The 13,261-nt window shown below is 63.0% G+C and carries 16 protein-coding genes and 1 tRNA gene; 7 read left to right on the top strand and 10 right to left on the bottom strand.

All coding sequences use genetic code 11. From position 1 onward, the window contains the following. Positions 1-131 precede the first annotated feature (131 nt). The gene (locus tag E3T38_RS16780; protein ID WP_166805516.1) at positions 132-305 is read left to right on the top strand and encodes a hypothetical protein; all 174 of its coding nucleotides are present in this window, start codon (positions 132-134) and stop codon (positions 303-305) included. 519 nt (positions 306-824) lie between these two features. On the opposite strand, the gene E3T38_RS12935 is transcribed toward E3T38_RS16780, so the two are convergent. Together E3T38_RS12935 and E3T38_RS12930 are read right to left on the bottom strand one after the other, a co-directional pair. Next, the gene (locus E3T38_RS12935) at positions 825-1,010 is read right to left on the bottom strand and encodes a hypothetical protein (RefSeq protein WP_134548527.1); all 186 of its coding nucleotides are present in this window, start codon (positions 1,008-1,010) and stop codon (positions 825-827) included. A gap of 151 nt (positions 1,011-1,161) precedes the next feature. Next, entirely contained in the window at positions 1,162-1,803 is a 642-nt protein-coding gene (locus E3T38_RS12930) for a maleylpyruvate isomerase family mycothiol-dependent enzyme (protein ID WP_166805515.1), read from the bottom strand. Positions 1,804-2,156: 353 nt separating this feature from the next. Here E3T38_RS12930 and E3T38_RS12925 point away from each other — a divergent pair, with 353 nt between their 5' ends. Continuing rightward, on the top strand, positions 2,157-2,495 hold the full coding sequence (locus E3T38_RS12925) for a helix-turn-helix transcriptional regulator (RefSeq protein WP_134548525.1): 339 nt from the start codon (positions 2,157-2,159) through the stop codon (positions 2,493-2,495). Position 2,496: 1 nt separating this feature from the next. After that, positions 2,497-3,144 carry a dihydrofolate reductase family protein gene (locus E3T38_RS12920; RefSeq protein WP_134548524.1) on the top strand — a complete coding sequence of 216 codons (648 nt, stop codon included), beginning with the start codon at positions 2,497-2,499 and terminating at the stop codon, positions 3,142-3,144. A 390-nt stretch (positions 3,145-3,534) separates the two neighbouring features. Here E3T38_RS12920 and E3T38_RS16775 read toward each other — a convergent pair whose 3' ends face one another. Continuing rightward, complete coding sequence (locus tag E3T38_RS16775) at positions 3,535-3,873, bottom strand: YciI family protein (RefSeq protein ID WP_241984474.1); 339 nt, start codon at positions 3,871-3,873, stop codon at positions 3,535-3,537. A gap of 145 nt (positions 3,874-4,018) precedes the next feature. Here E3T38_RS16775 and E3T38_RS12905 point away from each other — a divergent pair, with 145 nt between their 5' ends. The 4 genes from E3T38_RS12905 (at position 4,019) to E3T38_RS12890 (ending at position 6,959) form a co-directional block, all read left to right on the top strand. Further along, positions 4,019-4,351, top strand: a complete 333-nt coding sequence (locus E3T38_RS12905) for a YciI family protein (protein ID WP_134548522.1) — start codon at positions 4,019-4,021, stop codon at positions 4,349-4,351. Then, on the top strand, positions 4,336-5,568 hold the full coding sequence (locus E3T38_RS12900) for an RNA polymerase sigma factor (protein ID WP_241984458.1): 1,233 nt from the start codon (positions 4,336-4,338) through the stop codon (positions 5,566-5,568). The genes E3T38_RS12905 and E3T38_RS12900 overlap by 16 nt, the downstream gene beginning before the upstream one ends. Beyond that, a complete protein-coding gene (locus tag E3T38_RS12895) occupies positions 5,568-6,398 on the top strand; it encodes an alpha/beta fold hydrolase (RefSeq protein ID WP_134548521.1) in 831 nt (276 codons plus the stop codon). The genes E3T38_RS12900 and E3T38_RS12895 overlap by 1 nt, the downstream gene beginning before the upstream one ends. 270 nt (positions 6,399-6,668) lie before the next feature. Beyond that, positions 6,669-6,959 (top strand): hypothetical protein, encoded by a 291-nt coding sequence (locus E3T38_RS12890; RefSeq protein WP_166805513.1) that lies wholly within the window; start codon positions 6,669-6,671, stop codon positions 6,957-6,959. Here the strand turns inward: E3T38_RS12890 and E3T38_RS17545 are convergent. The 7 genes from E3T38_RS17545 to E3T38_RS12860 form a co-directional block, all read right to left on the bottom strand. After that, positions 6,892-7,137: a helix-turn-helix domain-containing protein gene (locus tag E3T38_RS17545; protein WP_370449033.1), complete on the bottom strand. Its 246-nt coding sequence runs from the start codon at positions 7,135-7,137 to the stop codon at positions 6,892-6,894. The genes E3T38_RS12890 and E3T38_RS17545 overlap by 68 nt on opposite strands. A 177-nt stretch (positions 7,138-7,314) precedes the next feature. Then, positions 7,315-7,387: transfer RNA gene (locus tag E3T38_RS12885), tRNA-Arg, on the bottom strand. Positions 7,388-7,542: 155 nt separating this feature from the next. Next, on the bottom strand, positions 7,543-9,351 hold the full coding sequence (locus tag E3T38_RS12880) for an ABC transporter ATP-binding protein (protein ID WP_166805512.1): 1,809 nt from the start codon (positions 9,349-9,351) through the stop codon (positions 7,543-7,545). 2 nt (positions 9,352-9,353) lie between these two features. Beyond that, positions 9,354-10,229: an ABC transporter permease gene (locus E3T38_RS12875; RefSeq protein ID WP_134548518.1), complete on the bottom strand. Its 876-nt coding sequence runs from the start codon at positions 10,227-10,229 to the stop codon at positions 9,354-9,356. Then, positions 10,226-11,173, bottom strand: a complete 948-nt coding sequence (locus E3T38_RS12870; RefSeq protein ID WP_134548517.1) for an ABC transporter permease — start codon at positions 11,171-11,173, stop codon at positions 10,226-10,228. The genes E3T38_RS12875 and E3T38_RS12870 overlap by 4 nt, the downstream gene beginning before the upstream one ends. A 116-nt stretch (positions 11,174-11,289) precedes the next feature. Next, positions 11,290-12,801, bottom strand: a complete 1,512-nt coding sequence (locus E3T38_RS12865; RefSeq protein WP_198417348.1) for an ABC transporter substrate-binding protein — start codon at positions 12,799-12,801, stop codon at positions 11,290-11,292. Between the two features lie 163 nt (positions 12,802-12,964). Continuing rightward, positions 12,965-13,225: a thioredoxin family protein gene (locus tag E3T38_RS12860; protein WP_134548516.1), complete on the bottom strand. Its 261-nt coding sequence runs from the start codon at positions 13,223-13,225 to the stop codon at positions 12,965-12,967. Positions 13,226-13,261: the final 36 nt, after the last annotated feature.

Raw genomic sequence — 13,261 nt, 5'->3', positions numbered from 1 at the left:
CGCCCACACCCACCGCGCCAACACCCCCAGCCCCGAACCACCCTGGCGCAACTAGCCGAACCGTGCCACACATGGTGAGCACAAGACTGAGCATCCGCAAGTGACTCGACGGGCACACGAGGCTTTCCCCGATGAGCCCTAGCCTGGTTATCCATCTCCGCGTCGACGCGAAACCGTGCACTGTTGCGGTGCGCATGGGTCACGACTGTTCTTATGAGTCGCTCGAACTGCTGCTGCCGCTCCTCGCGCTGAACCATGGCCTTCGTGGCGCGACCGGCCGCTGCGACGTCGCGGCCGGTCAGTAGGTCGACCCGGCGCATCCGCTCTGTGACGAATTCGACCGCGCGGGCATAGACGATGGTCTCCACCGAAACCGGAGGGAGCCCCATGCGTGCTCTAGCTTCCCCGTAGGCTTCGGCGAACTCGCGCATGCGAACACCGTTCTTGCGCATGTGCGCGGTCAGCGATTCGGCCAATACGGTGAATTGGCGCAGGTGCTCGGGCAGCTCCGGATCACCGAAGTACGCATCCGCTTCACGCTCGTTGCCACGGCGCTCGGCCGCGGTCGTCGCGTGCAGAAGCTTCGGCGGCAGGCCGACCCGGCTCAGGCTGCGCTTCAGCCGCCTCGCTGCAGCATTGGCCTCCAGTTCGGACTGATACGTCTCCGGATCGCTGCGCCGGTTACGCTGCAGCTCGGCCCGGCGCCCTTTGTTGAGCTCAGCCCACTGCCGAGTGATCCGCTTCGTGCGGTCGGGGTACGCGTCCCGCCCGGCGACGGCACGGGCGTTTACCTCGTCACGGTGGGCCTTGTAGTAGCGGTTGTACTACTCGCGCACCTCGGCGAAGATGGTGACGGGGGTTGGAACGCCGATCAGATATTGGCTCATCTCCTCAGTGTGGATGCCGCCATCGCGGCGGTTGCGCTCGGAGTCGTTGCGGGCTCGCGTCCCAGCTTCGACAACCGGATTTCTCTCGATTCCTGCAACCTGGACCGGATCATCGCCGCCCACTCAGGTAGGGCCAACCTGATCGACCACGTTCGAAATCAAGCCACGATACTGTGCGACATCGCCCATCAACTCAACGACCAAACTTCCTCCGTGCTGATCCCGGCGCTCGCGAACAAACATTTGTGCAGGATTCCGATTCGCTCGACGTGCATCAGCGTCCACTCACCCTTCCCAAGCGGGACCGGAACTCGTCTGCACCGGCGCCCCCCAAGTCAGCCGCGGCCGCACGACGGCCGTTGAGTGCGCTGAGGAGAGTAGCGACATCGCCACTGACTTCGGGTCCTCCACCCAGCGACCAGTCGGCATCCGTGGCTTGGAAGCGCAGTCCACGAAGGAGATCGTCACCGACCGAGTGCCTGCCGCTCGTCAGGTCATGGAGCACCATCCAGCCCGCTTCAGGGGAAATCCGACCAGCAAGGCCGAGCGGCCGACGAACGTCTCCGGAGTGAATAGCCAGGTGTGCCAGTGGGGCGAGTTCTCCCGCGCCGGGAACCGCGAAGCCGGCAACACTGGTCTTCGTGATCAAGCGCGTCAGCTCGGCGCCAGTTCGTCGGTCCGTTCTGGCCCAGCGATAAGCGAACTTGTCGAAGCTGAAGCGCGCTTGCGCGAGACCGACAATGAAGCTGCCAAATCCTAGCTCGTAGGGCATGAGCAAATGCACACACAAGTCGCGCACTGTCCACCCTCGGCACAGGGTCGGCGTCTGCCAGGATGCGTCATCGAGACCGGCGAGTTCCTCCGCGAATCGGTCGCGCTCAGCGGCGTACAGCGCCTCTACATCTGTCGTTGTCACGGCTAACTGGCCTCCGAAACGGGTGGTCATCAAAAGGGTCACCTGTCGGGGGCCCTTGCAAGCATTCGCCGCAATCAGACTAGCGACTTCAACTATTTGATTTTGTCGCGGCGACCAGCAAACTCCTTTGGACGCGTGCGGGTGCTCCGCACAGTGATTTCCTGAAAGTCCCCTTCAACGTTCCCCATACAGGACGGCAGCAAGGGTCGACGTCGATGTGGATGATTTGTGCAGGCGAGTACGGAAAATGACACTGGTGCTAAACGATCAATTCCGGAGAAGCTTCAAACGCCAGACACGTTCCTGGCGTCAGCCGGTTGACGAATCCCTGCCCTTCAAAAATAATCAGGTATGTGCCTAAGTATCACGACGAGCTTGATGCCGTGCTCCGTGCTCTCGCGGATCCGACGCGCCGGACCGTCGTGGAACGGTTGGCGAAGTCCCCAGCAGTCGTGTCCGAACTCGCGGCACCGTTCTCGATGGCGTTGCCGTCGCTCATGCAGAACCTGTGCGTCCTCGAGAACGCGGGACTGGTCACGTCACAGAAGCATGGGCGAGTCCGCACCGTGAGCCTGCGACCGGGCGCCCTCGACGTCCTACACCTGTGGCTCGGCGAGCAACGAACCCCCGCCGAACACCAAGCCGACCGACTCGGCATCCACATGACCCGCACCACCCCGAAGGAAACCTGACATGACCCGCGTTCGCATCGACCTGTTTATCTCGCTGGACGGCTACACCTCGACGACCGACCACGCCCCCGAAAATCCGATGGGTGAGGACTGGGGGCGCCTCACTGCGGCCTACGCCGCGACCCGCACTTTCCACGAGCGCGTCTTCGACGACACCAGCGGCAACGGCACGACCGGCATCGACGACTCCTACGCCGCCGCGTTCTTCGAGGGCGTCGGCGCCGAGATCATGGGCGCGACCATGTTCGGCCTGCACTCGTTTCCCGACGATCCGCACTGGAAAGGCTGGTGGGGTGGCCAGCCGCCGTTCGGCACCCCGGTCTACGTCCTCACCCACACCGCACCGCGTCCGTCGATCCCGATGGAGGGCGGAACAACGTTCCACTTCCGCAACGCCGCAATCGAGGACGTGCTCGCGGAGGCGACCGAGGCTGCCGGCGGCCTGGACGTGCGCGTCGGCGGTGGAGTCGGCACCGCGCGCGACTTCCTGCGCGCCAGCGTGGTCGATCACTTGCATCTCATGGTCGCCCCGATCCTCCTCGGCCGGGGCACTCGACTGTGGGACGACCTGCCCAGCCTCGACCTCACCCACAAGGTAACAACGGAAGTGGCCGAGAGTGGCACGATCCACGTTAACTTTGCACGATAGGGACGGCGTCTTCTTCGACCAGTTCTGGGCCGATGGGCCGGGCCGAAAGGAAGGCACCCAGGGCCTGCTCGAGGCTCTGGACAACCACCTCGCGTGACGCACCTCCCGGGTTCCGCGCCCATCATCCTTGGTTTCATCGACAAGGTTCCTCATGACATTTCATTCGACGACCTAACGAGCTGTCCCCGATCGCAAGGACCGCTACAGCGCGCGTGGGACCTGATGAAAGCTCTTGTTTGCTTGCTTTTAAACACGGAGGCTTCCCACTTCCAGACGAGAAACCAAAGGGTCTCTCCACAGGCGATGACCATCACCTCCGCCGGCATGTTCGCCAACGTCCGCACGCTGGCCGGCTGATTTGATGACTTCCTACTGAACGATTTTAAGTCGCTACAGCGGCGGCAAAGCGAAGGCGCGCACTTCGACCGCCGCGTAGCGGGCTTCAACGAAACGTGCAGCAATCTCGATCGCGCGATCTTCGCTTGCGACGTCGACGATGTAGTACCCGCCCACCCATTCGGTGGTTTCCGCGAATGGTCCATCGGTTACAGAAAGACCGCCGTTAGTGCGAACCACTTTCGCGCCGGGGACTGCCAGCTCGTGCGTGTCGATCAACTCGCCGGTGGTGGAGAGCTCGCCGATTACGGCGCCGTGGGCGGCTTCGAACTCAGCGAGGGCTTCGCTTCGGATGGCAAGTTCGCTAGCTGCACTCGTGTGGATCAAAATCATGTACTTCAAGAGGAACTCCTTCAGTGATGTATTTCTTACTGCGACGTATAGCGAAAGACTATGAGGACACCGCGTTTTGCCGCGCTGTCCTGAGGTGCTCATCCCGTACGTCGAATTCACACAACGACAAGCAAAGGACCAACTTATGGAATACATGCTATTCATCTGCACAGACTCGACGGCGCCGACGACCGAACCACCAGTCCACACCATCGAAGAATGGGTAGCCGAAACCACTGATGAGGGCACCAGACGTCACGGCGACCGACTGCGACCGGCGAACGATGCGACCACGGTAAAACTGCGTGGCGGACGGCTCAGCGTCACTGCTGGGCCGTTCGCTGAAACGACGGAGTGGATCGCTGGATACGACGTGATCGAGTGCGGCGACCTCGACGCGGCGATTGAGATCGCGGCGAAGCATCCCATGGCCCAGTTCGGTCAGATCGAGATTAGGCCGATGTGGCCGATCGAGTAGCGGATGCTATCGCTCGTGCCTCTGCCGAGGAAACTGCGCGCATCGTCTCCACTGTGATTCGGATGACCGGCGACTTCGCTCTTGCCGAGGATTGTGCACAGGATGCGTTCGTGAGGGCGCTTTCTGACTGGCGCAAAGGTGGCATTCCGGACAATCCTGGCGCGTGGCTGACCACGGTAGCCAAGAGGCGGGCGATCGACCTGCTTCGGCATGCTGGCGCCGAAGACCGCGCGCTTCGGCGGGTTGCCGTCGAAGCAGACGAACCGGTCGAGCCCGATCCAAACAGTAATGCAGATATCGACGATCGGCTCCGTCTCATTTTCACCTGCTGCCACCCCGCACTTCCGCTCGATGCCCGCGTTGCCCTGACGCTACGAACGGTAGCGGGCCTCACTCCCGCGCAGATCGCGCGTGCCTTTCTCGTGACCGAACCGGCGATGGATAAAAGACTCGTGCGTGCCAGGGCAAAGATCAGGCACGCCGGTATCCCTTACCGTGTGCCACCGCCCGACCTCATGCCGGAACGGCGAGACGGTGTGCTGGCGGTGCTGTACTTGTTGTTCACCGAGGGGTACTCCGCTACTGGCGGGGGGGATCTCATCCGAGTTCCTCTCCTTCGTGAAGCAATCCGGCTCACCCGGCTGCTCGTTGAGCTGATGCCCGACGACGGTGAAGTTCGCGCGCTCCTTGCCCTGATGTTGCTGCATCATGCGCGTACCGCAGCTCGCACCGACGCTGTCGGAGACGTCGTCACCCTCGAAGAGCAGGACAGATCGCTGTGGGACCGGGATGCCATCACCGAGGCCCTCACCATCCTTCGGTTGCTGGTACCGCGAGCAGGTAGGTATGAGCTGCAGGCCCGCATTGCTGCCTGCCACCTCGAGGCTTCGGATGCTGCAAGCACTAACTTCGCGCGCATCGCTGAACTGTACGACGCTCTCGCCTTCATCGATCCCACACCGGTCGTGGAACTCAATCGCGCGGTCGCAGTGGCCATGTCCCAAGGACCAGAAGTCGGCCTATGCCTTATCGACGCGCTCGTAACCTCTCGGGGTATGGAGGACTACTACCTACTCCCGGCGACACGCGCCGACCTGCTGCGCAGGATGGGTCGAGGGACCGAAGCCGCCACCGAATACGAGAAAGCACTTCAACTAGCCCCATCAGAGGCCGAGAAACGCTACCTGGGCAAACGCCTGGCAGAAACGAGACGCTGATGCAGATCACCCTGACCGACGGGCGAACACTGCACGTTCACGACAGCAGCAACGGTGTTCACGCTCCCCTAACCGTTGTCTGGCACCACGGCTCGCCACAAACCGGAGCAGCCCTCGAACCGCACCTGCGAGCCGCGGCGCTGCGCGGCATCCGCTGGATCTCATACGCACGCCCAAGCTACGGAGACTCGTCAGCTCAACCCGGTCGCACCGTCACCAACGCCGCAACCGACGTCGAGCAACTCATCAATGCGATGGGCATCGACCAGATTGCCGTCATGGGCGCTTCCGGGGGCGGGCCACACGCCCTCGCCTGCGCAGCGATTCTGGGTGACAGGGTGTGGGCCGTAGCAACGTTTGCGAGTCTCGCGCCCTTCACGACAGACTTCAACTGGTTCGCCGGAATGGCCGGCGGCGGGCCGTCCCTGCGTGCGGCGCAACGCGGACACGATGCTCGCGTGCTGTTTGAACAAACTTCCGACTTTGATGAAGACAGTTTCAATTCGCGAGACTACGCCGCGCTAAAAACCCAATGGACATCACTCAAAGTCGACGCCGGGGCCGCGATGGAAGCTGGCCCTGAGGGGCTGATCGCTGACGACCTCGCCTTCGTGAAACCATGGGGAGTTGATCTGTCACGCATCCAGACACCCGTACTCCTCGCACACGGTGGCGATGACCGCATCGTCCCACCCTCCCACTCCCAGTGGCTCCTCGAGCACCTTGCCAAGGCCGAACTCTGGACCCGACCACGAGACGGCCACGTCTCAATTCTGAACGCAAGCACTTTGGCCATGGACTGGTTGCGGCAACGGGCCGAAATGCACTGAAGTGCCCCCTTGCGCCACCCGTACACGCGCGGGGCTGACCGGCGCATACGAGCTCCCGGATAAGACCGGTGCAGGAAGTTTTGGCATCGTTAACGACGCTGGCATTCTCTGGCAAGTGGACGCTGAACCCCTCATTCTGTGCATCCTTACTCGAACCAACAACCCGCATGCGGAAGGTAACAACGAAGTGATAGCCGAGATCACGCGACTGCTTGTATCCGAACTCGCATGATCGCCGAGAAACCGCGACTCACACGCACTATCCAATTCGTGCTCGCTTGGGCGGTCGGAGTAATTGGAACCATCACCACAGCCATTTCCTTGATCCCTGCCGTGGCCGTCATCGCCTCAGTAAGTGGCGTATCTGCCCTTGGATTCACCGCTCCCCTGTTGGTCGTGTCCGTGATGTATCTCTCCGTTCCCATCCTCATCGCGTTGGCCATCGCGAATACCGGCCGCCGATGGTGGCTCTGGCTGACAATCGCAATAGCGGTCATCGTCTTGCTCCTGGTCGCCCGCTTCGCAGTGGGTTCGCTCGGTGTCTATTGGATTGCGTTTTGAGTCGCGGAGAGCCGCATGCCGCGCGACGTAGTCGCTCCTCCAAGGACAAGAACCGCCCCGACCGCTCTGCCTCGGGAAGGGGGATCCGCCCACCCGTTGCTTGACGCCAACGCCGTCCAGTTCGTCGATTCACCCCCACAGCATCACACGCTGCAGTCAGCGTCGAGCCTTGGGCCATCTTCACCCAGAACCGCGCCTGTTCCTTCATCAACTCATACTTCGACCACACGGACAACACCTCACAAATGGCGGGGGGTGCGACGACCGGTTGAATTCGTCTTCGGTTTAACGTTGAGTGAATCAAGTCTTGCCCCTTCGGTGAGGACAAGAAACCGTGGTCAGACGGTTTTTTCGGTGCCCCCGGTAGGAATCGAACCTACGACAATCGGATTAGAAGGCCGGTGCTCTATCCACTGAGCTACGGGGGCGGGACCATTCAAGGTTACAGGCCGCTGGCAGCGATCCGGTCACCACCGCTTACAGCTCGAGTGTCAGCGCGGAACGGCGCCTGCCTCCACGATCGAAAATCCGGGACACGCCATGAGTTCGGTGGCCGGCAATGATTCGATGGGTGCGGTGTCGGTCATGGCTTCTTTGATGGGGCACGTGATGCGGACGAAGATGACGTGACACTGCGGCGGGCCAACATGTCCATCGACGGCGTCGCGCTGACCAGCTGCTGCGTATACGGGTGCAGCGGGCTGTCGTAGACGTCGGCGGTCGGCCCGCATTCGACGATGCGTCCGTCGGAGATGACGGCCACGGTGTCACAGACATGACGAATGACGGCGAGGTCGTGCGAGACGAACACGAGGGTGAGCTGGTACTCGTCGACCAGGTCGGCGAGCAGGTTCAAGACCTGGGCACGCACCGACACATCCAGTGCACTGACCGCCTCGTCTGCCACCAGAACCCGCGGCCTCGTGATGAGCGCCCGCGCAATGGAAATGCGTTGCCGCTGACCACCGGAGAATTGGTGCGGATACCGGTGCATCACGTCGGCGTCGAGCCCGACCGCCGCCAGTTGGGCTTCCACCCGGGCCAGCGCCTCGGCCCGACCAACGTGGCGCAAAGGTTCGGCGATGATGTCGCGCACGCGCATGCGCGGATCCAGCGACCCCATCGGGTCTTGGAACACGATCTGCACCCGGCTGCGAAAGTCGCGCAGTTGTCGTTCGGACGCTCCCCCGATCGGCTGGCCGAGCACGTCGACCGTACCGGATGTCGGCCGGTCAAGGGCGCAGAGAATGCGCATGAGGGTGGATTTGCCGGAACCGGACTCCCCCACGATGCCAAACCGTTGCCCCGCGGCGATATCGAAGGAAACGTCACGCAAACCGTGCACGGTCGGCGCCGGGGCGAACAAGCCGCCGCTGTGTCGCCGATACTGCCGGCTGAGGTCACGTACCGAAATGGTGGGCGCCCCGGCCACCTCGTTGAAGATGACCCGGGGGCCGCCCAATTCGAGACGCTGGTGAGCGGCGCGGTGGGGCGGCAGGATCGGCACGGCTGCGACATCCGTGTGCACGCGGCTGAGCCGGGAATCTGCCACACGCGGGGCGCCGATGACGGGCATGGTGTGCAGCCGGCCCCGGTCGTCGACCGAGGAGAGATCCGAGGCCGCGATCAGTTTTTGCGTATACGGATGCTGCGGCGCGGTCAGCACGCGCCCGACCGGCCCGTCCTCGACGATCTCGCCCTGGTACATCACGAGAACCCGCTGGCATACCTCGGCGACCACCGCGATGTCGTGGGTGATCAGCAGCAACGCAGTACCACGGTCCGCGACAAGGTTGCCGATGAGTTTCAGCACCTCGGCTTGCACCGTCACATCGAGCGCCGTGGTCGGTTCGTCGCAGAGCAGTAGCTCGGGGTCGTTGGCCATGGCCATGGCCAGCATGACCCGTTGACGCTGTCCGCCGGAGAGTTGATGTGGAAGGGCGAGGGCAGTCTCGGCGGGGTTCGATAATTTGACGAGGGCCAGAAGTTCGACGGCGCGTTGCCGGGCACGGCGTCGACCGTTTTCGGTATGGTGCGCCGTCATGATCTCGGCTACCTGCGCTCCGACCTGCATCAGCGGGTTCAGGGCGGTCATCGGTTCCTGAAACACCATCGCCATGGTGTTGCCACGCAACTGGTTCAGGCGGCGTTCGGGTGCGGTGAGCAGGTTGGCGGCGACCCCGTTCAGGTGCACAGTGCCGGTGGCGGTCAGGGTTTCCGGAAGCAGCCCCATGACGCTTGTCGCGGTCAGCGACTTTCCCGACCCTGACTCTCCGATCAGACCGACGCGTTCACCGGCCGCGATGTCGAAACTGATGCCGTGCAGCAGCTCAGTGACGGGCGAACCGACCCGCAGGCCTCGCACGCTGAGAGTGGGTGTTGGCGCACTCATGGTCATCGTTGCACCTGCATTCTGGGGTCGAAACGATCGCGGAGGCCGTCACCGAGCAGGTTGAACCCGAGCACAGCGATGGCGATGGCGATTCCCGGCCAGACGATGAGCAACGGCTCGATGAACAGGTACCCCTGGGCATCCTGCAACATGCGCCCCCAAGACGGTGTGGGTGGCGGCGTGCCGAGCCCCAAATAGGAAAGTGCTGCCTCGGCCAGAACCGCGATGCCGAAGGAGAGTGACGCCTGCACGATGAGCATGCCGCTGATATTGGGCAGTACGTGTCGCACCCCGATGAAGAGTCCGCTCTTGCCGGCGGCGCGGGCCGCCTGCACGTACTCGCGGCTCATGATCTGCATGGTTCCGCTGCGAGCGATGAGGGCGAACGCGGGTGCCGTGCCGATACCGAGCGCGACCATCGCACTGACGGTGCCGGCTCCGAAAATGGCGCCGAAAATGATCGCGAGCAGCAGGGCGGGAAAGGCGAGGGCAATGTCATTGCCGCGCATCATGAACTGGTCGAGCCGGCCCGGATTCATGCCAGCCACGATACCGAAGGGCACGCCGAGCACCGCGGCGATCCCGACCGCGACCGTGCCCACGAGCAGTGAGATCTGGGCGCCACGCAGGATGGAACTGAGCACATCACGCCCGAAGCTGTCGGTACCCAGCAGATGCGCAGCATCCGGTGAACGCAGGATCGAATCCGGGAAGACCCCCTCCGGGTCGAACGGGGTCCAGAATGCCGACAAGACGGCGGCCAGCACGACGAGTCCAATGAGCACGCAGCCGGCCCAGAGCGTGCCGCCGCCGTTCCTGCGGCGCGGTGCTGGGCGTGGCCCGGTGAGGGCGCCGACCCGCGGATCGATGGTGGTCATCCAGCCCTCCGGAGTCGGGGATCGATCACCGTGAAGGCGAGATCGACGAGAAAGTTCAGCACCAGCACGAAGACGACCAGCACGAGCACGATTCCCTGCACGGCGGGCAAGTCTCGAAGAGCGACCTTGTCGAGCAGCAAGCTGCCGAGGCCGGGAATGCTGAAGACCCGCTCGATCACGACCGCACCGACCAGAAGAGTGGCAATCTGCAGGCCGAGCACGGTCATCACCGGAACGGCCGCGTTACGCAGCCCGTGACGGAGCAGGGCCCGCCCCGCGCCGAGGCCCTTGGCCCTCGCGGTTCGGATGAAGTCTTCCCGCATCACTTCCAAAACCGAGGAGCGCACGTAGCGGCTGAGTACGGCGCCCTGCACACTCCCGAGGGCGATCGCCGGCAAAATCAGGTGTTCCAGGAATCCACCGAAGTCCTCGCCCGGGTCGACCCAGCCGCCCGCTGGCAGCCAGCGCAACGTCACTGCGAACACCGTGACGAGCAGCATCCCGGCCAGAAAGCCGGGCACGGCAACGCCGATAAGGCTGATGCCCGACAAAATGGCGCCGTCGGGTCTGCGCTGCCGCATTGCAGTCAGGATTCCAAACGGGATCGCGAAGAGCAGTGCCAGCACCACGCTGGTGAGCACGAGGGTCACTGTGATGCCGAGGGCATCCGTTATTTCGGGGCCGATGGGCTGACGCGACACCGTAGAGTCACCGAAGTCGCCGATGAGTACGTGCCCGAACCAGTCCAGGTAGCGTACGACCGCGGGGCGGTCGAGCCCCATGGCCGTGGCCTGCGCCGCGACATCCGCTTCGGTTGCCTGCACACCCAGGGCGATGCGGGCGGCATTGCCGGGCAAAATCGACAGCATCAGGAACGTTGCGATCGACGCCACGACAACGGTGGTGGCGAACACCAGAATGCGCCGCAGAACCACAAGGACCATAGCGACACTTTCCTCTGACTGATTCACGCCTCTGACACATTCGCGGTTGGCACGACACTGACGAGCGCCGCGCAATCGTTCAAACGACAACCGTACGCGTTCCGGCTATTCCCGCCCTATCGTGCGATCGTCGACAAGTCCAACGCGAGGCTCGGCGTGTTCCTCGGTACACCGAGCAGATCGGCGTCTGCGATCGAGATGGCCGGTTGCAGGTAGAGCCAATCGGCGGCGGCTTCCTCCGCCATGGTCCGCGTGGCTTCCTTCATCAGTTCGGTGTAGCTGGTCGGGTCGGCGGCATCCGCTTCAACGAATTTGGCCATCACCGCGGGCGAGTCGTAGCCCGCGTAATAGGTGGCGGCGGCGAAGACGCTCACGTCGCGCGGTTCGCTGTGCATGATGAGCGACATGTCGTAGTCGTGGCCGGAGAAGACCTCGTCCAGCCAGATGGCGGGAAATTCAAGCGTCGTCACGTCGGCGGTGATGCCCACCTTGGCGAGCTGGTCTTTCACCACCTGGGCGCCGGCCACGGCGTAGGGGAGGTTGGGAATTTTGAAGTCAACGGTCAGGTCGCTTGCCCCAGCCTCGTCGAGAAGTTCGATGGCCGTGTCGGGGTCGTACGGGTAGAGATCGGCCAGGCTCTCGTCATACCAGGGGTCGGTCGGTGGCACCATGGATCCGATCAGCAGGCCGTAACCACTGTTCGCCGTGTCCATGATGGCTTGGCGGTCGATGGCGTACATGACCGCCTGTCGAACCCGAATGTCGCTGAACGCATCGCTGGCATTGTTCATCGACAGCGTGACCTCGCCGGTACTGGCGCCTTCAAGCACCTGGAAGTCGGAATTGGCCTTGAACTGATCGACGAGCTGAAACTGCGAGATGCCTGAAATGAGGTTGATATCGCCGCTGAACAACGCGTTGGTCTGCGCCGTCGCATCCGTGAAGTAACGCAGGGTGACGTCGCTCATATAGGGCGCCTCGCCCCAATAGTCGGCGTTGGCGGCGAGCACGAGGCTGTCGCCGGCTTTGAACGAGCTGACCGTGTACGGTCCGGTGCCAATCGGAGCGGTGGCGAGGTCAGCGATACCGGATTCGGTGAACATCGTGCCGACCGGACCGCTCATGTTGAAGAGCCAGCTGTTGCTCGACTTCGAAAGGGTGATGCGTGACTCGGTATCGCTGACGGCTTCAATACTCGCGATCGGATCAAGGTAGGTGGGCCCGTTGGCGGTCCAGTTGTCCTTGACGCGTTCGAGGCTGAATTTGACGCTCTCGGCAGTGAATGGCGAACCGTCGGAGAAGGTCACTCCATCGCGCAGCAGAAAGTCGTAGACCAGTCCGTCGTCGCTGACGGTCCAGGATTTGGCGAGCAGGGGAATGATGGTGCCGTCGTTGTCGAGTTTCACCAGCCCCTCGTAGACGTTGTAGAGCAGGGCCTGCGGAATCGCCGCACCGGCGGTCGTGGTGTAGTCGAGGTTTCCGGGCGTGGCCAGCAGGCCAACAGTCAACGCCGTGCCACCTTCCCCGTCGGTCGTGCCCGAGCCGGTGGAACAACCGACCAGGGCCATCGACGCGGCCATGACCGTCGCAATGCTGACGAACATGTTGCGCCGGGTGGGTGACCTCATGTGTGTGCCCCTGTGGTTCGGCCGGTCCGACGAAGACCGACCAGAAGTGCTGCGGAAAATACAGGGCAGATCTGCGCATACAGATCTGCGCATACTGATCTGCGGCTTGGCGCTCGCAGCGCTCTGATCGACATGCGACGAGAACCCGTGACAGACCCCCCGGTCAGAGCGCCTTGGCCGCTGCTACGAGAACCTGCGACAGGGTCGGAACGCCGGCTGCACGAAAAACCTCCGTGCCGGCACCATTGGTGATGATGACCGTGGGAGTGTTGCGAATGAGGAGCGCCTCGGCCTGCTCCGGCTCACCAGCAACATCGATTTCGCGCACGGTCGCCCCGGGGACCAATCGCTTAGCCTCGGCGAGCACCGCTCGCGTTTGCACGCACGGCTCGCAGAATGACGACGAATACAGTGTGAATTCCATCAGGGCCTCGCAGGTCGCGCGTGAATGATCAGTAGG

Source organism: Cryobacterium sp. Hb1 (assembly GCF_004403585.1).
In the GTDB taxonomy this organism is placed as follows: Bacteria; Actinomycetota; Actinomycetes; order Actinomycetales; family Microbacteriaceae; genus Cryobacterium; species Cryobacterium lyxosi.
Note: the sequence above shows the minus strand (reverse complement) of the source record. Positions and strands in the feature narration are given on the sequence as shown.